Origin of the sequence: Streptomyces sp. NPDC056361, assembly GCF_042262805.1 — a bacterium.
Classification (GTDB): Bacteria; Actinomycetota; Actinomycetes; order Streptomycetales; family Streptomycetaceae; genus Streptomyces.
The window spans coordinates 26,199-43,778 of sequence record NZ_JBHJQI010000035.1; the positions used below are offsets into that span (position 1 = coordinate 26,199).

Genomic DNA, 17,580 nt, shown 5'->3' on the forward strand with positions numbered 1-17,580 from the left:
TGGCGACGCTGCGTCCCCAAGGGGGTCCCCCGGAGGAGCCCGTGCTCATAGACTTGACCCGTGCCCAAGATCCACGCCGCCACGGTCGCCGACCACCGCTCCCAGCAGCGCGCCGCCCTGCTCGAAGCGGCCCGCGAGGTACTGGAGGAGGGCGACGCCTCCCGGGTGACCTTCGCCGAAGTCGCCCGCCGCACCGGCCTGGCCCGCAACAGCGTCTACAAGTACTTCCCCGACCGGCAGCACCTCCTCACCGCCGTCGTCCGCGAAGCCGCGCCCCGCTGGACCGGCCGCATCCACGACGCCCTCGCCGCCGCCGGCGACTCCCCCGAGGAACGCGTCGCCGCCTACGTCACCGCCCAGCTGGAGATGGTCCGCGACGGCGAGCACCGCCTCGCCCGCGCCGTCGCCGACGAGCACGACGCCGCCGCCCTCCGCGCCGGCGCCGACACCGCCCACCGCGCCCTCCTCGACCCCCTCGTCGACGCCCTCCGCGACCTCGGCGACGACGACCCCCTCCTCACCGCGCGCTTCCTCCAGGGCTTCGTCAACGCCGCCACCACCGCCCTGGAATCCGGCAGCGACTACGCCACCGTCACCACCCGGGCCGTCCGCCTCACCGTCGCCGCCCTCAAGGGCCTCACCCCACCCGGCCCCGCGTAACACCCGGACCGCTGCCGGCCGCCTCCATCAGGAGGATCGCCGCACAGGCGACGTACTGATGATCCGCACGGCCCCGCGCGGCGTCAGGCTCTCGCGCTCCGCCGGGCTCGCCGTCCAGCACTGGTCGACCGCCGCCTCCCACAGGTACCCACTGGGCCGCATCAGGGTCAGCAGATCGCCGTGCACACCCCGCACCTGCCCGGTCAACGCCCGCTGCGCGTCGGTCACCACGTCCCCGAGTCGGTACCTCACCCGGCCTCCGTCCGCGCCGCCGCCGCTCCCAGCAGCGCCGTCAGCAACTTCGCCCCGCCGATGCCGACGACACCGAGCCCGTACCGGTGGACGTCACCTCCCGGCCCGCGCGTCACGTCCCGGTAGAGCCCGTTCGTGGGGAGACCCGCGGTGTCCATGGCGGCCTTGAGGCCGAGGTAGACGCGGGCGGCTTCGGGCTCGGAGACGGGGCGGATCGGGGGATCGTTCGTGGTCGTACGCATGGAGGGCTCTCTTTCTGATGGATCTCCACCGGGATGCCTCGACGATGACGCGGACACCCCTACTCTCGCCAGGAGTTGGGTTTCCCCAGGGGATCAGGAAACGAGGCATATGCCAGCCCAGAACGAAATCGACCCGAGCGAGAGCCTGGAGAGCTTCATCGCCGACATGATTCGGGACGCCCGCAAACGCCGTGAGTGGCGGCAGCAGGACCTCGCCGCCAAGGTGTTCAGCAGCACGACCCGGATCTCCGAGATCGAGAACGGGGACCCGCCGGACCTCAAGCTCGGGCGCCAGCTGGATCAGGTGCTGGAGCTCGGCGGGGCGCTGGCCAACCTGCTGGTCATTCGAGACCGCACGGCCTTCCGTGACTACGCGCAGGGGTTCCTGCGAGACCAGGCGCGGGCGCGGACCATACACGAGTTCTCGCTCGTCGTTCCCGGCCTGCTGCAGACGCCGGAGTATGCGCGGGCGATCATGCAGCAGGCGGATCCTGCCGGCAGTAACGACATCGATGGTGCTGTGCGGCGACGCGCCGAGCGGCAGGCGGTGTTCGACGGCCCGCATCCTCCGTGGTTCTGGGTGGTCCTCGACGAGAACGCCCTGTCGAAGGTGATCGGGTCGAAGCAGGTGATGCGCGGGCAGATCGAGCGATTGCTCGAAGCCGTTGAGAGGCCGTTCATCAACGTGCAGATCCTGGAGGCGGACCGTGCCGCCATCTCGGGATCGGTGAGCCTCCTCACCCTCCCGTCCGGCGAACGCACGGCTTACACGGAGGGCTTCAGCACCGGTCGCTACATGGTTGAACCGGCAGACGTCGACCGCTTCCAGCGGATCTATGATCGGCTCCACGCCGACGCCCTCGGGACCGTTGAGTCAGAAGAGATCATCCGCGAAGCACTGGGGAAGCACGATGACTGAGCCCAACTGGCACAAGAGCACGTACAGCGGCGACAACGACAACTGCATCGAGGTCGCCGACGATGCCCCCAGCGTCGTCCGCGTCCGCGACACCAAGGACCACGCCAAGGGCGAGCTGACCGCCACCCCCGCCGCCTGGTCCGCGTTCGCGCGGTTCGCGCGGTCGCACGCGATCTGACCGCGTCGGCGAACCCCGCCCGCGGCCCGTCCTCGGCCGCATTCCTCGGCCCCTGCCCCTCGTGGCGGGGGCCGTCGCCATGAGGGGCTGTGTGGGAGGGCGTCACTCGACGTGGGATCGGGCGGTCAGACGAGGGCGGCGACCAGGAAGGTGAAGGCGGCGACGATGACGGCGACGCGGGCGTAGTGGTAGCGGTCCCAGCGGTTCATCTGCTCCTTCCAGTCGGCGGGGCGGTTCTCGGGGGTCCAGGTCTTGCCCTGGTTGTTGATGGGGACGAGGAGGACGAGCGACATGATCACGCTGACGATGAGGAGTGCGGCGGCGGTGATGACGCGGCCGGTGCCGGGCTCGTCCCAGGCGGCGACGGCCCAGAGGGCGCTGAGGACGAGTGAGGTGATGTACCAGACGGGCATGAGGGCGCCGAGCATGCGGCCGCCGTGGGAGCGGGCCTGCTGGTCGGCGTCTTCGGGGAGCGCGCCGAAGATGCGGTTCATGACGAAGGCGACGGAGAACTCGACTCCGACCATCAGGCCGACGGTGACGGTGGTGAAGACCTGGAGTGCGTTGAGCATGAGGACCCCTCCTGGGATCTAGCGCCGCTAGGTGATGAGGCAACGCTAGTACTACTGCCGCTCGATTGTCTAGCGGTGCTAGGATCAAATCATGTCGGTACAGGAACGCAAGCAACGTGAACGGGCGGACCGCGAGCGCCTCATCGTGGCCACGGCCCGCGAACTCGCCGAGCAGCAGGGCTGGGACGCGGTCACCACCCGACGGCTCGCCGAGCGCATCGAGTACAGCCAGCCCGTCCTCTACAGCCATTTCAAGGGCAAGCGGGAGATCATCGGCGCCGTTGCCCTGGAGGGTGCCGCCGAGATGGCCACGGCCGTCCGCGCCGCGACCTCCGGCGCCGACGGCACGCGCGCCCGCGTCGCCGCCCTCGCCCGCGCCTACCTCGACTTCGCCGAGCGCAACCCGGCGGTCTACGACGCCATGTTCCAGCTGGACGGCGGCCTCGCGTTCGCGCAGGAGGACACCCCGGCGCCGCTGAAGGACGCCTTCGCCGCCCTCCTGGAGGCCCTCGCCGACGCCGCCGGCGACGACGTCCACCCGGGGGTGTTCACCGAGACGTTCTGGGCGGCCCTGCACGGCCTGGCCACCCTGACCCGCGCGGGACGGCTGCCGCGGGAGTACGCCGAGGTGAGGGTGGAGCTGCTGGTGGACCGGCTCGCCGTGGTCTGACGGTGGTCAACCTCAGATCCTCCTCTGGCAATTGGCCATTTCCTTGCCTCGTGAATTCGGCGCGGTAGATTCCCCTCACTCGCCCTGACCAGGCGATCGTTTTCAAGGGGGATTCATGCGTACGGACGTCGTAGGACGTTTTCAGGCCAAGGGATTCGGGCGGCGCCGTGGCGCGCGTCTGGTGATGGCGGGGATGGCTGCTTCCGTGGTCCTCGTGGCCAGTGGTTGCTCGGCTGAGGAGGGGAGTGATCCCGCTCGGTCCGAGGCGTCCAAGGCATCCAAGGTGTCCAAGGCGCCCAAGGCGGCCCAGTCGTCCCAGCTCACCGACCCCGGCGGTTCGGTGGACGTGGCTCCCGAGCTGGCCGAGGGCACGGTGGTCGCTGCGGTGGCCAAGGTGAAGGGGAACCGGGCGGTGCCGCTTGAGGGCGGGGTGCGCAAGGGGCCGCTGGGGATCATGGTGTCCTGCAAGGGGGCGGGGACCGTCAAGGTCGCCCTCGATTCCTCCGGGTTCGCGTTCCCGGTGAAGTGCGGGGCCGGTGAGGTCAGCACGATCTACAACCGGATCGACCTCACGGACGACCGCGCGGAGGCGTACGTCCAGGTGGAAGCGCCGGGGTCGGTGAGCTGGGCGATGAGCGTCGGGCGGCTGTGACGGCGGCGGAGTGACCGGTGCCGGGACCGACCGGCGCCGGATTGGCCGGCGGGCGGATCGACCGGTGCCGTGGGGCTCGCTCGTTCGGGGGCTGTTGTCGTGCGGGGGTGGGGGGTGGCTGGTGTGCTGGTCGGGACCCCTCCCCGGACGTACAGGAGCACGAGCATGGAGATGAAGAAGGGCGTCGTCGTCACCGTGGAGATTCCCGGTGGGACGCAGGAGCAGTACGAGAGGACGACGCGGCTGATCCAGGGGGCGGAGTGGTTTCCGCCGGAGGGGCTCATCGCGCACTCGTCGGGGCCTGACGGGACCGGGGGGTGGCGGATCGTGGACTTCTTCGAGACGGAGGAGCACTTCCTGGCGTTCGTGGAGAAGGCGAGGCCGTTCTTCCAGGAGACCGGGATGCCGCCGGTCATGCCGAAGTTCCAGGAGGCCGTGAACGTGATGGTGCGGCCCGAGCCGAAGTGAAAATGCTTTGCGGGGCGGGGGCGTGGGGCGCCACCCTCTCGGGCATGACCAGTCATCCTTCCCGCCCCGTCGCGGACCTGTTCTCCGCCGACGGGCGCCTCAAGGCGATCCCGCGCAAGCCCGCACGCCGTGAGGCGCTGTTGGCGCACCTTGCCGAGACGCTGTTCGAAGCGGACCGGACGTACCGCGAGCGCGAGGTCAACGAGGCGCTGAGCACGGTGCACGAGGACTTCTCGGCGTTGCGCCGGTATCTGGTGATCGGCGGGTTCCTGACCCGTACGAAGGACGGGGCGGACTACCGCCGACAGCAGCAGCCCGGCTCCCCCGGAGGCGCGATCCCCGCCGTCGCGTGATGGGCGGGACGGTGGTGGCCGGTCTGTTGGCCGGCTACGGCATCGCGATTCCGGTGGGCGCGGTGGGCGCCCATCTGGTGGCGGTCGCGGCGCGCTCCCCGTGGCGTACGGGTGCGAGTGCGGCGCTGGGCATCGCCGCGGCGGACGGGCTGTACGCGCTGGTCGCCGTGCTCGGCGGGGCGGCGCTCGTTCCGGTGATCGCTCCCGTGACGACCCCGCTGCGGTGGATCTCGGCCGTGGTGCTCGTGGGGCTCGCGGTGCGGGCGACATGGACAGCCGTACGGGTCTACCGGGCGCGCTCGGCACCCACGCGGGACGGGGCGGACGCCCCGCTCACCCCGGTCCGGGCCTTCCTCGCCTTTCTGGGCATCACGATCCTCAACCCGATGACCGTGATCTACTTCGCCGCGCTGATCCTCGCCCGCGGCCCCTCGGCCGCGTCGACCGCCGCCGAAGGCACCGTCTTCGTCCTCGCCGCGCTCGCGGCCTCGGTCAGCTGGCAGCTGCTGCTCTCCACGGGCGGCACCCTCCTCGGCCGGGTCCTGACCGGCCCGGGGGGCCGCCTCACGACCGCCCTGGCGTCGAGCACGCTGATCGCGGTGCTCGCGGTGGGGCTCGTGGTGTGACCCCCGGGCGGGGTAAGGAGCTTCGGCGAAGGGCTAGTTGCTGGGGATGTAGTAGTCGCAGCCGGTGCCGTTGCCCCAGTTGGTCGCGTTGAGGAGCGCGGTGCCCGTCGTCGGCCCCACGATTCCGTCCTGCTTCAGGCCCTTCCACTTCTGGAAGGCCCTGATCGCACCGTCGGTGTCCGGGCCGAAGAGGCGGTCCTCGGCGATCGGGTGGTAACCGGTCTGCCACCACAGGTCGTTGAAGAGGTCCTGGAAGCATCCCACCCCTTCCCGGGTGTTCGGCTGCCCGTAGCCGATCCACTCGGCCCAGGGGTGGGCCTGGGCGGGAGCGGCCCACGCGCCCAGGGCGAGAGCGGTGCTCGCCGCGACGAATCCGAGTCGGACCATCGGCGTCTTGAAGTTCACGTGCGAATCCTCGATTCCTGAAGGGCGTCGGTGTGGCCGGCCGCCCCACACCCCCGTACCGGGGCGACTGCCCTCAGCCTTCCGCTTCCCTCCAACAAGCCACCAACAGACGATCAACGCCTGTGCCCCTGTGCCCCGGCGTCGGAGGTCAGGCGTCGGGCAGCAGTCGGACCATGCCGATGCCGGGGCGGACCTTGGCGATGGCGGTGAAGTCGTCGTCGACGTGCAGCAGGGTCAGGTGGTGCTGCTCGGCCGTGAGCGCGATCAGGATGTCCATGGGTGACGGTCCACGATGGTGGCCGATGGCGAGGAGATCGCGCTGAACGGCGATGACCTTGGGCCAGGGGTCTTCGGGCGCGGGGACCCAGGTGAAGGTCTGGCTCAGCATGGTGGTGAAGGGCTCGTTGTCGCGGTCGGAGCGCAGGGCTCGCATCAGTTCCGCTTCGACGGGCGGGCAGAGGGAGACCTGGCCGTGTGCCACGCGGCCCGGCCAGGGCTCGCCGACCTGTCGGCGGAGAAGCCGCCACACGGCTGAGGTGTCGGCGAGATAGTTCACCGGCCGGATCGCTCCTGCTCCTCCAGGAAGCCGAAGTCGAGGAAGTCCTCGGCGTTCTCCTGGAGCCACCTCAGTGCGCGGGCGCGGTCGTCCGCGCTGATCGACGCCGCTATGGTCAGCGCGCGATTGATCGTGTCCCGCTTGGTCTTGGTGCCGAGTTGCTGCTGCGCGAAGGCGAGCATGTCGTCGTCGATGTCGACCAGGGTCTTGGACATCAGGGCCTCCAGCAGCTCTTATATATCGACGTGGCGAGTATATAGCGAGCGTCCCGTGGCGCGTATCGGGTCTGCTTCGCCGCTTCGGGACGTCCCAAAGTCCGGAAGCGGCTTGCTCGTGGCCGGGAGGAGGCGTCAGGCTCCTGCGCTGATCGTCCGGAAGTGGTCCGGGCGGCGTGGGACGTACGGGGGAAGCTTTGACGGGGCGGGAGTCGACGGGGCGGGAGTTGGGGGCGGGGCTGCGGCAGCGGCATCTGGCGATGATCGCGCTGGGCGGGGCGATCGGGGCCGGGCTGTTCGTGGGCTCGGGGTTCGGTATCGCGGCCGCGGGGCCGGGGATTCTGGTGGCGTACGCGCTGGCCGGGGTGCTGACGGTGCTGGTGATGCGGATGCTGGGGGAGATGTCGGCGGCGCGGCCGGTGACGGGGGCGTTCGCGGAGCATGCGCGGCGGGCGTTCGGTCCGTGGGCCGGGCTGTTGGTCGGGTGGATGTACTGGGCGCTGCTCGTGGTGAGTGTCGCGGCGGAGGCCGTGGGGGCGGCGCACATCGTGGCCGGGTGGGTGCCGGGGGTGCCCGGGTGGGCGTGGGTGGCGGTGTTCATGAGCGTGTTCACCGTGAGCAACCTCGCCGGGGTGCGGAACTTCGGCGAGATGGAGTTCTGGTTCGCGGGGCTGAAGATCGCCGCGATCGGCGGGTTCCTCGTCCTCGGGGCCGTCGTGGTCGCGGGGCTGCTGCCCGGTCATGCGTCGCCCGGCGCCGGCCATCTCACCGGTGACGGCGGGTTCCTGCCGCACGGGTGGCACGGCGTGGCCGTCGGGATGGTCGCGGCGGTGTTCGCCTTCGGCGGCCTGGAGACCGTGACGATCGCGGCGGCCGAGTCCGACGACCCGGTCCGCGCGGTGCGGGCGGGCGTGCGCGCGGTCATGTGGCGGGTCGCGGTCTGCTACCTCGGCTCGATGGCGGTGATCGTCACCCTCGTCCCGTGGAACGCGCCCGGCGTGGCCGACGGCCCGTACGCCGCCGTCATGGACAGCATCGGCGTCCCCGGCGCCGCCGACGTCATGAAGGCCGTGGTGCTCGTGGCGCTCCTGTCGGCGATGAACGCCAACATCTACGGCTCCTCGCGCATGCTGTACGCCCTGGTCGGGCGCGGCGACGCGCCCCGCGCCCTGGGCCGCCTGCGCACCGGCGTGCCCTACGCGGCCGTCCTCGCCTCCGCCGCCTTCGGCTTCGTGTCGGTCGTCCTCAGCCTGCTCTGGCCGCGGACGGTCTTCCCGTTCCTGCTCAACTCGATCGGGGCCGCGATCCTGCTCGTCTGGGCCCTGATCGCCGCGTCGCACCTGCGGCTGCACGGACCTTCCGCACGGTCCTTCCTCGCCCTCGCGGGCATCGGCGCGGTGCTGCTCTTCATGCTCGGCGACGCGGCCAGCCGCACCCAGCTCCTGACGACCGGCGGCTGGGCGGCCGCCCTGCTGGTCTGGGCGTGGATCAGGAGCCTCAGGAACGCGCGTACCGGGCCAGGAACAGATCCACTCCCGAGCTGATCACCCGCGTCAGCTCCGCGTCGTCGATCTCGGCGTCGGGCGAGAAGGTGCGGACGAGCTGCGGCACGCCCAGCGTCGCCGCCACCAGCTGCTGCACCGCGAGCGCCGGATCGGGCGCGTCGAGGACGCCGCGCTCGTTCAGCTCGGTGAACGCCTCGACGAGCGGGCCGTTGTTCATGTCGTAGCTCACCCGGTACCAGAGCTGGCCGAGCTGCGGGAAGCGGTCTATCTCGCCGATCACGAGCCGCCGCAGCGACATGATGTCCGGGCGCAGCAGGATCCGCGCCCAGTCGGTCGTCAGCCGGATCAGGGCCGCCCGCAGGTCGGGCGCCTCGGCGATCGTCGAGTTCGACGGCTCCAGATCCGCGTACGTCTTCGGCAGCACACCGCCGATCACGGCGAGGAACAGCCGCTCCTTGCTGCCGAAGTGCTTGTAGATCGTCGCCTTCGACACGCCCGAGCCGCGCGTGATCGCGTCCATGGACGCCGCCGAGTAGCCCTCCGCGAGGAACTCGGCGAGTGCCGCGTCGATGATCGCCTGACGCTTGCGCGAGGCCGCGTCCGCGGGGTCCGGGATGATCGGGATGCCGTACTCGTCGATGGCGTCCTGGGTCTCGGCTCCGGCTCCCATGGGGTGTCCTTACGAGGGGTGACGACGGGGGGTGAGGGGGGAACCGTCAGTATATGAACTGAACGGTTTGGTCTGCAAAGGGCGTGGGGGCGGAGCTGGGCGGAGCTGGGCGGGGCGGGGCTGGGCCGGCTTGGGCTGGGCTTCCGGCGGGTGGGGGCTTCCGGTCGCTCGCCGGTTCGCTCACGGCATCGGCATCGGCAGCGCCAGGGCGGCCAGTGCCGGGCCCGCGGCCACGCCGGTCAGGAACGCCAGGTTGAAGAGGCTGATCGCGAGGCCGTGGCGGGTCGACGGAAGGCCGCCGGTCGCGGCGCCGGTGAGCAGCCCCTGGCCCGCGGCGGTGACGAGGGAGCTCACCCCCGAGCCGACGAGTACGGCGGCCGGCCAGGGCGCGGTGACGGCGAGCACCAGCGCGGCGGGCGCGCCCACAGCCAGCACGACCCGCACCCGGGGCGCTCCCAGGACCAGCGCCGACCGGATCAGCAGCCACGACAGCAGGGCCCCGGCGAGCGCCGCCAGCGAGGCGGCCGCGCCCGTCTGCACCGAACTCCAGCCGGTGAGGGCGGCGACGCGGCGCGGAGCCGCGTACATCAGGGCGAAGTTGACCGTCGAGACGGCGAGCATGAGACCGGCGGCGGCGCGGAAGCGGGGGTTGCCGAGGATGTCGAGGGGGAGGGGGCCGGTGGCGGGGGTGAGGACCGGACTCGGACTCGGACTCGGGCTGGGGCTGGGACTGGGGCTGTGGGCGGGGGTGCGGGTGGAAGTGGGGGCGGCCTTTGGAATGGCCATGGGGGTGGCCATGGGGGTGGCCTTGGGTATGCGGGTCGGGGTGGAAGTGGGGGCCGCAGTGGGGGACGGGAGGTAGCGGGGTTCCTGGCTCTGTTCGGACAGGCGGAGGGCCGGGAGGAGGGCGAGGAGGCTGAGGAGGGGGAGGACCAGGGCGGCGCGCCAGCCGAGGGCGCCGGCGACGGCCGCGCCGGCGAAGAGACCGATGGTGCCGCCGGCGGCACTGCCGATGGCGACGATCCCGGGGGTGCGACCGGTGGAGTCGCGGCCGGCGAGTTGGAAGGCGGCGACGTTCAGGCCCGCCGCGCCCGCCGCTTCGAGGGTGCGCCCGGCGACGGCCAGCGGCAGGGCGGAGGCGACGAGGACCAGCAGGGCGCCGAGGACGACGAGGACGGCGGCGGCGCGGATGACACCGGCGGGGCCGTGCCGCCGGCCGGCCGTGGCCGACAGGAGCGGGGTGCCGGCCGCCATGCCGAGCCCGTACGCCGTCATCAGCCACGCCGCCGACGCCGGGGAGACGGCCAGTTCGCCGGCGGCCTCCGGCAGGGCGAGGCTCGGGCCCGACACGCCCATCGCCGCGGGAGCGGCGAGCGCGGCGAGGAGCAGTCCGGTCCTGGTCCCGCCGCGCGGAGCAGCGGTACGCGCCGGCGTCGACAGGGCGGTCATGCCGGCATCCGTCCCATCAGGCCGCGCCTGAAGTCCAGCTCGGCCCGGCGGAGTTCGGCGGCGGTGTTCATCACGAACGGGCCGCTGCGGGCGACCGGTTCGCCGATCGGCTCACCGGCGAGGACGAGGACTTCGGCCGCGAGGGCGGAGGACGCGCCCCGGCCCTCCTCGCTCGGGCCCGCGGTGAGCGGTCCCGCCTCGCCCCGGCCCGCCTCGACCGTGAAGCGCTCGCCGTCCCGGGCCAGGACCGCGAGGTGTCCGTCGGGGAGGGGTTCGTCGGCGACGGTGGCCGCGCCCTGGAGGACGTACACCATCGCGTTGTGTCCGGCGGGGACGGTGAACTCGGCGCGGCTGCCCGGTGCGAGCCGTCCGTGGACGACGAGGAGCGGCGTACGGGTCTCGAAGGGGCCCGTGACGCCGTGGCTGGTGCCGGCGAGGACGGTCAGGGAGGCGCCGTCCGGGGTGACGGCGACGGGGAGGTCGGCGGCCTCGGCGTTCTGGCTGTGCGGCGGTACGGCCTTGAGGCGGGCCGGCAGGTTCACCCAGATCTGCAGCATGTGCTGTCGGCCGCCCTCGGCGAGGAACTCCTCGGTGGGCAGGGCCTCGTGGACGATGCCGGAACCCGCGGAGAGCCACTGGACGCCGCCGGAGCGGATGACGGCGCGGTGGCCGCGGGAGTCGGCGTTCGCGACGGCGCCGTCGATCACGTACTGGATCGTCTCGAAACCGCGGTGGGGGTGCGGGGGCGCTCCCTTCGCCTCGCCCGGCCCGAGGTCGAGCGGGCCGACCTGATCGACCATCAGGAAGGGGTCGACGAAGGGGAGGTCCTCGGTGGGGAAGGGGCGGCGGACGGGAAATCCCGCGCCCTCGTAGGTGAGGAGGGGGCGGGTGACGCGGGCGACGGTCCGCGGGCGGGGGGAGGGGGCGGTCGCGGGGGTCGTGGAGGTCGTGGCAGTCGTGGCGGCGGCGACGGGCGCGGGGTCGATCACGGGAGAGGCCATGCATCGAATGAACTACACCATTCAGTTCACTGTCAAGACTGAACTGTTTGGTTGACAGACTGAACTGACCTGTTTAGTTTCATGGCTGTCGAGTCCGGCGCCCGCCGGCTCACCCGACGAACTGGGGGTTCCCATGACCGCGTCCACGATCCTCGCCATCTCCGGCTCGCTCCGCGCCGACTCGCACAACACGCAACTGCTGCGCGCCGCCCAGAAGTTCAACTCCGGCGCCCACGAGATCGAGATCTACGACGGCCTGCGCGACCTCCCGCCGCACGACCTCGACCTCGACACCCCCGAGCTGCGCCCGGCCGCCGTCAACGAGCTCCGCCGCCGCGTCACCGAAGCCGCCGGACTCCTCATCGCCACCCCGGAGTTCAACTACTCCGTCCCCGGCGTCCTCAAGAACGCCCTCGACTGGCTCAGCACCGACTGGACCCGCACCGAAGGCCTGCCCCTCCGCCACAAGCCCACCGCGATCCTCGGCGCAGGCCCGGGCGCGTTCGGCACCGTCCGCGCCCAACTCGCCCTCCGCCAGATCCTCGCCTGCACGGACAACGACGTCGTCGTGAAGCCCGAAGTCCACGTCTTCCGCTCCCACGAGCGCTTCGACGCCGACGGCAACCTCACCGACGACCTCACCGTCGAGCTCCTCCAGAGCCTGCTGTCCGCCCTTGAGGCCAAGATCGACGCGACGGCTGCGACGGCTGCGACGGCGGCCCGGTCGTGACGCTTCCCGAGCGCGTGGCAGAGGCCGGGCCCGCGACCGACGTCGGGCTCCCGACCGAGGCCGGGTCCGCGACCGACGTCGGGTCCGCGCCCGCGACCGTGACGTACGTGGGGACGGCGACGGTCCTCCTCCGCCTCGGTGGCCTCACCGTCCTCACCGACCCCGCCCTCGACCCGGCCCCCGCCGACTACCCGGGGGCCCGTCCCCTCCGCCGCACCACCGGTCCCGCCCTCGCCGCCGACCGACTGCCGCCCGTCGACCTGGTCCTCCTCTCCCACGACCAGCACGCCGACAACCTCGACCACACCGGCCGCGAGGTCCTCGGCCGCGCGGCGACGGTCCTCACCACCCCCGAGGCGGCCGAACGCCTCGGCGACGACGGCCTCACGAAGGGCCGGATCGAGGGCCTCGCACCCTGGGAGAGCCGGGAGATCACCGCCGGCGGCACCACCGTGACGGTGACCGCGACCCCCGCCCGCCACGGACCCGCCGGCACCGAGCACGTCACCGGACCCGTCACCGGCTTCGTCGTCGAGTACGACGGCAGGACCCTCTACGTCTCCGGCGACACCGTCCGCCACGACGCCCTCGACGAGATCGGCACCCGCTTCGCCGTCGACACCGCCTTCCTCCACCTCGGCGACGCCCACTTCCCCACCACCGGCGACCGCGCCTTCTCCATGAGCGCCCACGAAGGCGCCGCCCTCGCCCGCACCCTCGGCGCCCGCACCGTCATCCCCCTCCACTTCGACTCCTGGGACCACCTCGCCGAAGACCCCGCCCGCATCACCGAGGCCTTCGCTGCCCCCGACCTCGCGGGCCGCCTGCGCACCCTCCGCCCGGGCGTGGCCGAAACGCTCTGATCACCGGGCGCCGGTGTGACCGCGGCGACGGGAGGCGGTCGTGACGGCGAGGCCGGTGGCGAGGGCGCCGGCGAGGGCGAGGGTGGCGCCGGCGGCGAGGACGCCGCGGTGGGAGCGCCAGGAGAGGACGGACCAGGTCGAGCCGGCGGAGAGCAGGGAGCCGGCGCTCGCCCAGGAGCCGACGGAGCCGACGGAGAGGGCGGAGCCGACGGAACCGACGGAGAGGAAGGAGCCGACGGAGCCGATGGAGAGCGTCGAGCCGACCGAGCCGACGGACAGGAACGAGTCCCGGGACCAGAGGGACAGGGGCGAGGAGCGTCGCTGAGTGGTCATGCGGCGATCCTAGGCAGGCCGGGGCGCCGAAGCGGGGGATCGGGGCCGCGCCGCCGGGGTCGGGAGGGTGATCGGGGCGGGAGGGCGACCGATGGCGATGCGTCCGATGCGTACCGATGAGTTCCGGTGCGTTCGGGAGTCAGCCCTGGAGTCCCTGGAGAGTCGTCGCGGGGAGTCGCCGACGGCGCGGTATCACCGTGGTCCGGAGTCCAGGAGGAGGACGTACGTGGAGCAGTTGCTGAGGGTCATGAACTTCATGGTGTCGAGCGACGGGTTCGGGGCGGGGGTGGGGCAGAGCCTGGAGCGGCCGTTCGGGCATGCGGAGCCGGCGGAGATGTTCGCGTGGGCGGGGGCGACGGCGAGCTGGCCGATGCGGACGGACGCCGGGGGGAGCAGGGGCCTGGACGACTACTTCACGCGGGACTTCGCGCGGAACATCGGCGCGGAGATCATGGGGCGGAACAAGTTCGGGCCGCAGCGGGGGCCGTGGACGGACCACGAGTGGAAGGGGTGGTGGGGGGAGGAGCCGCCGTTCCGGACGCCGGTGTTCGTCATGACCCACCACCTGCGGCCGTCGTTCACGCTGTCGGACACGACGTTCCACTTCGTGGACGAGGAGCCGGTGAAGGTCCTCGCGATGGCGCGGGAGGCGGCGGAGGGGAAGGACGTGCGGCTGGGCGGCGGGGCGACGACGGTCAGGGAGTTCCTGGACGCGGATCTCGTGGACACGCTGCACGTGGCGGTGTCGCCGGTGGAGCTCGGGTCGGGGGCGCGGTTGTGGGAGTCGCCGGAGGAGCTGTACGACCGCTTCGAGCACGAGGCCGTGCCCAGCCCGCGCGGTGGGGTGACGCACCACCTGTTCTGGCGCCGGTGAGCGGGTGAACCGGTCGACGCGCGTGCCCGCTCACCTGCTTCGGTGCGGGTGAGCCGGGCGATGTGAGAACCGGCGACCGGGTCCGTGCGTCACGCCGGGGTCAGTCGTCGGCTCCGTCGGCTCCGTCGGCTCCGTCGGGGAGCAGGGGGGAGAGCGGGCGTTCGAAGAAGGTTTCGAGGACCACGGTGGCCTGGGTGCCGCTGACGCCGTCGATGGCGTAGATGCGGCGGAGGACGTCCTGGAGGTGCTCGGTGGTGGTCGTTCTGACCTTGACGAGGACGGAGGCGCTGCCGGCGATGACGTGGGCTTCGAGGATCTCGGGGAGGGCGGCGAAGGCGTCGGCGGAGTCGCCCATCCAGGCGGTGGAGTCGACCATGACGTAGGAGAGGACGGCGCTGCCGACGGAGGCGGGGTCGACTTCGGCGGCGGTGCGGCGGATGGCGCCGCGCTCGCGGAGTTTGCGGACCCGCTCGTGGGCGGCGCCGGCGGAGAGGCCGACGGCTCGGCCGAGGGCGGCGTAGGGCTGGGTGGCGTCCTCCTGGAGCCGGGCCAGCAGGACGCGGTCGATGTGATCCACAACTCTCCGTTCGGTGCGTTCTTGTGATGACCGTAGCTCATCCTGCAATCTTCGCTGTGGGCGGGATGAGGTTCGGCCCGCGAGGATGTCGACGGAACGGTGGAGGGGAAGAGTTCATGAGCGGCGAACACCCTGGGCTGTACGAGATGTTCGACGACCGGTTCCGCAGCGGGCGCTGCATGAACGGGGACGAGGCGCTGGAGGTCCTGTACACGGGCTGCCGCTGGGCGGAGGGGCCGATCTACGTGCCCGCGTGGCGGCAGGTGGTGTGGAGCGACATCCCCAACGACCGGATGCTGCGCTGGGACGAGGAGACGGGCGCGGTCGCGGTGTTCCGTCGCGGCGCCGGGCACACGAACGGCAACACCCTCGACCGGGAAGGCCGGTTGGTGACCTGCGAGCAGGGGAACCGGCGGGTGACGCGGACGGAGCACGACGGCACGGTGACCGTGCTCGCGGACCGGTGGAACGGGAAGCGGCTGAACAGCCCGAACGACGCGGCGGTGAAGTCGGACGGGTCGATCTGGTTCTCCGACCCGGACTTCGGCATCACCAGCGACTACGAGGGCTACCGGGCGGAGAGCGAGATCGGCGCCAACTGCGTGTACCGGATCGATCCGGTGACGGGCGAGGTCCGGTTGGTCGCCGACGGGTTCGGGGCGCCGAACGGGCTCGTGTTCTCCCACGACGAGCAGCGGTTGTACGTCTCCGACACCCGCGCGGGGTTCATCCGCGTCTTCGACGTCCGCGAGGACGGGACCCTGTCGGACGGGAAGGTGTTCGCCGACGCGGCGCGGCGCGAGCACGCCCGCTTCGACAACCTGCGCTTCGACGACGAGGGCCGCCTCTGGGCCGCCGCCATGAACGACGGCGTGCACTGCTACGACCCCGACGGCACCCTCATCGGGCGGTTGCGCGTCCCCGAGGCCGTCGCCAACATCTCCTGGGGAGGGGCGAAGCGCAACCGGCTCTTCATCGCCGCCGAGACCAGCCTCTACTCGGTCGTCATGGCCGTCACCGGCACCCACCCGACGGGCCCGGGCCACCGCCCGTGGCTCGCCCCGGCGACCGCCGGCTGACGAGCGGGGCCGTCGCTGCGGCCACCCCGCCCGTGCTGCCGCGGCGATCCCTATGGCGATCTCTACGGCGATCCCTATCCGGACACGAGCTCCCCGAGCCGCCTCATCGCCTCCTCCAGTTCGCGGCGGGCGCCGAACGGCACGAGGGCGGCGCGGCCGGGGACGCGGACGCCGCCGGTGAGGGCGACGCGGGTGTGGCCGGCGTCCTCGGTGGCCGCGGCGGCCATGCCGATGACGAGGAACCGGCTCTGGAGCCAGCACCAGCCGGGGCGCAGGACGCCGCGGAAGTGGGCGCGGGGGCCGTAGCGGCTGCGGGCGAGGGCTTCGATCCGGTCGCCGTCGGTGCGGAGGATCCTGACGGAGCGCATGTCCGGTTGGAAACGGCCGAAGGCGCCTTCCAGGTCACCCATGACGCTCCAGGCGCGGGGGAGTTCGGCGGGGAGGACCCGTTCGACGAGGTGGGCGCCGCGGAGGGCGGCGGTCATGACGCGGAGCCGCCGTACGTCGTCGATCACGATGTCGGGTGCGTCGTCGGCCGTCATCCCGCCTGCCGTCATCCCGCCTGCCGTCACGTCGTCTGCCGTCATGCCGTCGGTCGTCATGTCGTCGTCCGTCATGCGGTCCATGCCTTTCGGAAGCTCTGCCGGGCGCGGTGCAGCCGGGACTTGGCGGTGCCGGCGGGGATGCCGAGGGCGGCCGCGGTGGACTCCTCGTCGAGTCCTTCGACGTCGCGGAGGACGAGGACGGCGCGGTGGTGGGGGGAGAGCCGGGCGAGGACGTCGTCGATGTCGGTGGCGAGCTGCGGATCGCCGCGTTCGGGTACGTCGGACAGTTCGGCCGGGCGCGGCCGGGAGGCCCGTATCGCCTCGCGGACGGCGATCGTGCGCACCCAGCCGTACAGCGCCTCGGGGTCGCGCAGGGAACGGAGGCGGGTGAACACGGCGACCAGGGCCTCCTGGGTGGCGTCCGGGCCGTCGTCGAGGGCGATGGGGCGGCAGATGCGGGCGATGTACGGGGCGAGGTGGTCGAGCAGGTCGTGGAGGGCGAGGGTGTCGCCGCGACGGGCGGCCCGGGCGAGCGCGACGCCCCGTTCCCGGGCGGGGTCAGCGGCGGAGCTCACGGAGCACCGCCCAGCCGAGCCCCAGGCAGAGGGGCGTGTAGAGGAGGGCGTTCAGCCAGGGGAACACCGGGCCGGATCCGTCCTTGCCGAGGATCGCCCAGGCCAGGCCGGCGGCGCCGCGCGCGAGGAGGCCGGCGGTGAACGCGGCGGTGATCAGGCGGGGGATCCGGCCGCGGGGGTTCCGCCCGTACGCGTACACCCCGGCGCTCGCGACGCCTTCGAGGGCGGCGAGGGGGAGGACGACGGCCGGTCCGAAGGACACCGCGCTGCCGAGGACGGCGAGGGAGAGGCCGTGCTCGCTGCCGGCGGGCCAGGTGGCGCCGGTGGCCCAGTACACGTGGACCAGGGCGAGGACGGCGAGCAGCGCCGCGCTCGCCCTGGTCGTCCTGATCGCCCTGGTCGTCGCGGTCGCCCTGGTCATCGCGGTCGTCGCGGTCGTTCCGGGCGTGGGCTTCTCCTCCGCGACCGCCGTTTCCGTGCCCGTCTCCGTGCCCGTGTCCGTCGCCATTGCCGTCTCCTCGTCTCCTGCGGGTCGAATGCCGACACCCGGAGGAGGGGGCGGGGAGGCGGGACGTTCCCTGTGTTCCGCGTCACAGGAGGCGGTGGCGGCG

27 protein-coding genes are annotated in these 17,580 nt (G+C 72.3%); 13 read left to right on the plus strand and 14 right to left on the minus strand.

Features of this window, described 5'->3' with window-relative positions:
* Positions 1-60: 60 nt before the first annotated feature.
* Positions 61-660 carry a TetR/AcrR family transcriptional regulator gene (locus tag ACFCY7_RS14195; protein WP_376484483.1) on the plus strand — a complete coding sequence of 200 codons (600 nt, stop codon included), beginning with the start codon at positions 61-63 and terminating at the stop codon, positions 658-660.
* A 27-nt stretch (positions 661-687) separates the two neighbouring features.
* Here ACFCY7_RS14195 and ACFCY7_RS14200 read toward each other — a convergent pair whose 3' ends face one another.
* Together ACFCY7_RS14200 and ACFCY7_RS14205 are read right to left on the minus strand one after the other, a co-directional pair.
* A complete protein-coding gene (locus ACFCY7_RS14200; RefSeq protein ID WP_376484485.1) occupies positions 688-912 on the minus strand; it encodes a hypothetical protein in 225 nt (74 codons plus the stop codon).
* Positions 909-1,154 (minus strand): hypothetical protein, encoded by a 246-nt coding sequence (locus ACFCY7_RS14205; RefSeq protein ID WP_376484487.1) that lies wholly within the window; start codon positions 1,152-1,154, stop codon positions 909-911. Before ACFCY7_RS14205 ends, ACFCY7_RS14200 begins: the two co-directional genes overlap by 4 nt.
* A gap of 109 nt (positions 1,155-1,263) precedes the next feature.
* Between ACFCY7_RS14205 and ACFCY7_RS14210 the strand changes: the two genes are divergently transcribed.
* Positions 1,264-2,073 carry a Scr1 family TA system antitoxin-like transcriptional regulator gene (locus tag ACFCY7_RS14210; RefSeq protein ID WP_376484490.1) on the plus strand — a complete coding sequence of 270 codons (810 nt, stop codon included), beginning with the start codon at positions 1,264-1,266 and terminating at the stop codon, positions 2,071-2,073.
* Positions 2,066-2,251 (plus strand): DUF397 domain-containing protein, encoded by a 186-nt coding sequence (locus ACFCY7_RS14215; protein WP_376484492.1) that lies wholly within the window; start codon positions 2,066-2,068, stop codon positions 2,249-2,251. The genes ACFCY7_RS14210 and ACFCY7_RS14215 overlap by 8 nt, the downstream gene beginning before the upstream one ends.
* 125 nt (positions 2,252-2,376) lie before the next feature.
* Here the strand turns inward: ACFCY7_RS14215 and ACFCY7_RS14220 are convergent, their stop codons facing one another.
* Positions 2,377-2,823, minus strand: a complete 447-nt coding sequence (locus ACFCY7_RS14220) for an anthrone oxygenase family protein (protein ID WP_376484494.1) — start codon at positions 2,821-2,823, stop codon at positions 2,377-2,379.
* A 91-nt stretch (positions 2,824-2,914) separates the two neighbouring features.
* Here ACFCY7_RS14220 and ACFCY7_RS14225 point away from each other — a divergent pair, with 91 nt between their 5' ends.
* The 5 genes from ACFCY7_RS14225 to ACFCY7_RS14245 all read left to right on the plus strand — a co-directional run bounded on the left by ACFCY7_RS14225 (position 2,915) and on the right by ACFCY7_RS14245 (position 5,592).
* A complete protein-coding gene (locus ACFCY7_RS14225; RefSeq protein ID WP_376484497.1) occupies positions 2,915-3,493 on the plus strand; it encodes a TetR/AcrR family transcriptional regulator in 579 nt (192 codons plus the stop codon).
* A 283-nt stretch (positions 3,494-3,776) separates the two neighbouring features.
* Positions 3,777-4,145, plus strand: a complete 369-nt coding sequence (locus ACFCY7_RS14230; RefSeq protein ID WP_376484499.1) for a hypothetical protein — start codon at positions 3,777-3,779, stop codon at positions 4,143-4,145.
* Between the two features lie 165 nt (positions 4,146-4,310).
* Complete coding sequence (locus ACFCY7_RS14235; protein ID WP_376484500.1) at positions 4,311-4,613, plus strand: hypothetical protein; 303 nt, start codon at positions 4,311-4,313, stop codon at positions 4,611-4,613.
* A 44-nt stretch (positions 4,614-4,657) separates the two neighbouring features.
* Complete coding sequence (locus ACFCY7_RS14240; protein WP_376484503.1) at positions 4,658-4,966, plus strand: DUF2087 domain-containing protein; 309 nt, start codon at positions 4,658-4,660, stop codon at positions 4,964-4,966.
* Entirely contained in the window at positions 4,966-5,592 is a 627-nt protein-coding gene (locus ACFCY7_RS14245; RefSeq protein WP_376484506.1) for a LysE family transporter, read from the plus strand. The genes ACFCY7_RS14240 and ACFCY7_RS14245 overlap by 1 nt, the downstream gene beginning before the upstream one ends.
* Before the next feature lie 33 nt (positions 5,593-5,625).
* Here the strand turns inward: ACFCY7_RS14245 and ACFCY7_RS14250 are convergent, their stop codons facing one another.
* From ACFCY7_RS14250 to ACFCY7_RS14260, 3 genes are all read right to left on the minus strand, one after another.
* Complete coding sequence (locus ACFCY7_RS14250; protein WP_376484508.1) at positions 5,626-5,997, minus strand: peptidoglycan-binding protein; 372 nt, start codon at positions 5,995-5,997, stop codon at positions 5,626-5,628.
* A gap of 148 nt (positions 5,998-6,145) precedes the next feature.
* The gene (locus tag ACFCY7_RS14255) at positions 6,146-6,553 is read right to left on the minus strand and encodes a PIN domain nuclease (RefSeq protein WP_376484511.1); all 408 of its coding nucleotides are present in this window, start codon (positions 6,551-6,553) and stop codon (positions 6,146-6,148) included.
* Entirely contained in the window at positions 6,550-6,768 is a 219-nt protein-coding gene (locus ACFCY7_RS14260; protein WP_376484514.1) for a type II toxin-antitoxin system VapB family antitoxin, read from the minus strand. The genes ACFCY7_RS14255 and ACFCY7_RS14260 overlap by 4 nt, the downstream gene beginning before the upstream one ends.
* Before the next feature lie 176 nt (positions 6,769-6,944).
* Here ACFCY7_RS14260 and ACFCY7_RS14265 point away from each other — a divergent pair, with 176 nt between their 5' ends.
* Positions 6,945-8,312, plus strand: a complete 1,368-nt coding sequence (locus tag ACFCY7_RS14265; RefSeq protein WP_376484517.1) for an amino acid permease — start codon at positions 6,945-6,947, stop codon at positions 8,310-8,312.
* Here ACFCY7_RS14265 and ACFCY7_RS14270 read toward each other — a convergent pair.
* The 3 genes from ACFCY7_RS14270 to ACFCY7_RS14280 form a co-directional block, all read right to left on the minus strand.
* The gene (locus ACFCY7_RS14270) at positions 8,266-8,943 is read right to left on the minus strand and encodes a TetR/AcrR family transcriptional regulator (protein WP_376484518.1); all 678 of its coding nucleotides are present in this window, start codon (positions 8,941-8,943) and stop codon (positions 8,266-8,268) included. The two genes, ACFCY7_RS14265 and ACFCY7_RS14270, sit on opposite strands and share 47 nt — an antisense overlap.
* A gap of 180 nt (positions 8,944-9,123) precedes the next feature.
* Entirely contained in the window at positions 9,124-10,392 is a 1,269-nt protein-coding gene (locus ACFCY7_RS14275) for an MFS transporter (protein WP_376484521.1), read from the minus strand.
* Positions 10,389-11,393 carry a pirin family protein gene (locus ACFCY7_RS14280; RefSeq protein WP_376484523.1) on the minus strand — a complete coding sequence of 335 codons (1,005 nt, stop codon included), beginning with the start codon at positions 11,391-11,393 and terminating at the stop codon, positions 10,389-10,391. Before ACFCY7_RS14280 ends, ACFCY7_RS14275 begins: the two co-directional genes overlap by 4 nt.
* A gap of 133 nt (positions 11,394-11,526) precedes the next feature.
* Between ACFCY7_RS14280 and ACFCY7_RS14285 the strand changes: the two genes are divergently transcribed.
* Positions 11,527-12,123, plus strand: coding sequence for an NADPH-dependent FMN reductase (locus ACFCY7_RS14285; RefSeq protein ID WP_376484525.1), 597 nt, complete (start codon positions 11,527-11,529; stop codon positions 12,121-12,123).
* A 14-nt stretch (positions 12,124-12,137) separates the two neighbouring features.
* The gene (locus ACFCY7_RS14290; RefSeq protein WP_376484528.1) at positions 12,138-12,986 is read left to right on the plus strand and encodes an MBL fold metallo-hydrolase; all 849 of its coding nucleotides are present in this window, start codon (positions 12,138-12,140) and stop codon (positions 12,984-12,986) included.
* Here ACFCY7_RS14290 and ACFCY7_RS14295 read toward each other — a convergent pair whose 3' ends face one another.
* Positions 12,987-13,319 carry a hypothetical protein gene (locus tag ACFCY7_RS14295; RefSeq protein ID WP_376484530.1) on the minus strand — a complete coding sequence of 111 codons (333 nt, stop codon included), beginning with the start codon at positions 13,317-13,319 and terminating at the stop codon, positions 12,987-12,989.
* Positions 13,320-13,545: 226 nt separating this feature from the next.
* Here ACFCY7_RS14295 and ACFCY7_RS14300 point away from each other — a divergent pair, with 226 nt between their 5' ends.
* The gene (locus ACFCY7_RS14300; protein ID WP_376484531.1) at positions 13,546-14,193 is read left to right on the plus strand and encodes a dihydrofolate reductase family protein; all 648 of its coding nucleotides are present in this window, start codon (positions 13,546-13,548) and stop codon (positions 14,191-14,193) included.
* A 100-nt stretch (positions 14,194-14,293) separates the two neighbouring features.
* Here the strand turns inward: ACFCY7_RS14300 and ACFCY7_RS14305 are convergent, their stop codons facing one another.
* Positions 14,294-14,770: an Lrp/AsnC family transcriptional regulator gene (locus ACFCY7_RS14305; protein WP_376484534.1), complete on the minus strand. Its 477-nt coding sequence runs from the start codon at positions 14,768-14,770 to the stop codon at positions 14,294-14,296.
* A gap of 116 nt (positions 14,771-14,886) precedes the next feature.
* Between ACFCY7_RS14305 and ACFCY7_RS14310 the strand changes: the two genes are divergently transcribed.
* On the plus strand, positions 14,887-15,849 hold the full coding sequence (locus ACFCY7_RS14310; protein WP_376484536.1) for an SMP-30/gluconolactonase/LRE family protein: 963 nt from the start codon (positions 14,887-14,889) through the stop codon (positions 15,847-15,849).
* A 74-nt stretch (positions 15,850-15,923) separates the two neighbouring features.
* Here ACFCY7_RS14310 and ACFCY7_RS14315 read toward each other — a convergent pair whose 3' ends face one another.
* From ACFCY7_RS14315 to ACFCY7_RS14325, 3 genes are read right to left on the minus strand one after another with little or no spacing between them, the layout of a single operon-like run.
* Positions 15,924-16,466: a hypothetical protein gene (locus ACFCY7_RS14315; protein ID WP_376484538.1), complete on the minus strand. Its 543-nt coding sequence runs from the start codon at positions 16,464-16,466 to the stop codon at positions 15,924-15,926.
* Complete coding sequence (locus ACFCY7_RS14320; RefSeq protein ID WP_376484541.1) at positions 16,463-16,969, minus strand: RNA polymerase sigma factor; 507 nt, start codon at positions 16,967-16,969, stop codon at positions 16,463-16,465. Before ACFCY7_RS14320 ends, ACFCY7_RS14315 begins: the two co-directional genes overlap by 4 nt.
* Positions 16,953-17,477, minus strand: coding sequence for a DUF3995 domain-containing protein (locus ACFCY7_RS14325; protein WP_376484543.1), 525 nt, complete (start codon positions 17,475-17,477; stop codon positions 16,953-16,955). The genes ACFCY7_RS14320 and ACFCY7_RS14325 overlap by 17 nt, the downstream gene beginning before the upstream one ends.
* Positions 17,478-17,580 lie beyond the last annotated feature (103 nt).